Annotated in this window: 1 protein-coding gene; it reads right to left on the bottom strand. The window is 57.7% G+C overall.

Annotation, left to right across the window (positions count from 1 at the left end; genetic code table 11):
• Positions 1–271 precede the first annotated feature (271 nt).
• A complete protein-coding gene (locus tag KUW18_RS19595) occupies positions 272–595 on the bottom strand; it encodes a hypothetical protein (RefSeq protein ID WP_222562197.1) in 324 nt (107 codons plus the stop codon).
• Positions 596–685 lie beyond the last annotated feature (90 nt).

Here is a 685-nt window from a genome sequence, read left to right as displayed (position 1 = left end):
ACGAGGGGAATGGCCAGGCCGTAGGCCAGTACCTTGAAGGAAAAGTCGTTTTTGACAAAGAGGAACAGCAGAAGCACGGGGAACCAGCAGAGAGCGATGCCTTGCGCGAGCTTCTTTAGTGCGGTGATGACCACCGACGGTGCCTTGTCCTGCATTTACGCCTCGTCATATCCATATGGGCTGAAGAATTCTCCTGCCATGTCTAGGGGCACCTTGTGCACCCTAGTCGTCATGCACCGCAGCCATCGTGCACAGAAAGCTCGCACCCGCGCTAGTCGGTCTCTTTTGGAGGTGGCGGGAAAGCACGCTGTATCTCTCGTTGGTTGGTATGACACACCTCGAGAGGAAAGTGCGATTCGATCCAGCGGGTAAAGCGCTGGCCTTGCATGGTGTTACGCTGTGCGCCTAGCCCGCGGCATAGGTGCAAGGCATTTCCCACCTCGCCGCCGACGATAATGACCTTGAACAAGGTGCCGGCAGAGTAGCACATGACCGCATGCGCAGGCCGGTGTGGGCGGCTCACGTCCTTCACTTCGAAGTCGTGGACGTGATCGGTGTATTGGTATTCGGGGAAGTCGGAGAGTGCACCTAGCATGAATCATGGCTCCTTGTGCGGTGTCTTCACGTCATCCGTGACGTGAACAGCGAAGGACTGCGTCAGGTTGCCCAGGGGCGATGGCTTGGG

Source organism: Halomonas sp. DP5Y7-2, assembly GCF_019802025.1.
Lineage (GTDB): Bacteria > Pseudomonadota > Gammaproteobacteria > Pseudomonadales > Halomonadaceae > Halomonas > Halomonas litopenaei_A.
Note: the sequence above shows the minus strand (reverse complement) of the source record. Positions and strands in the feature narration are given on the sequence as shown.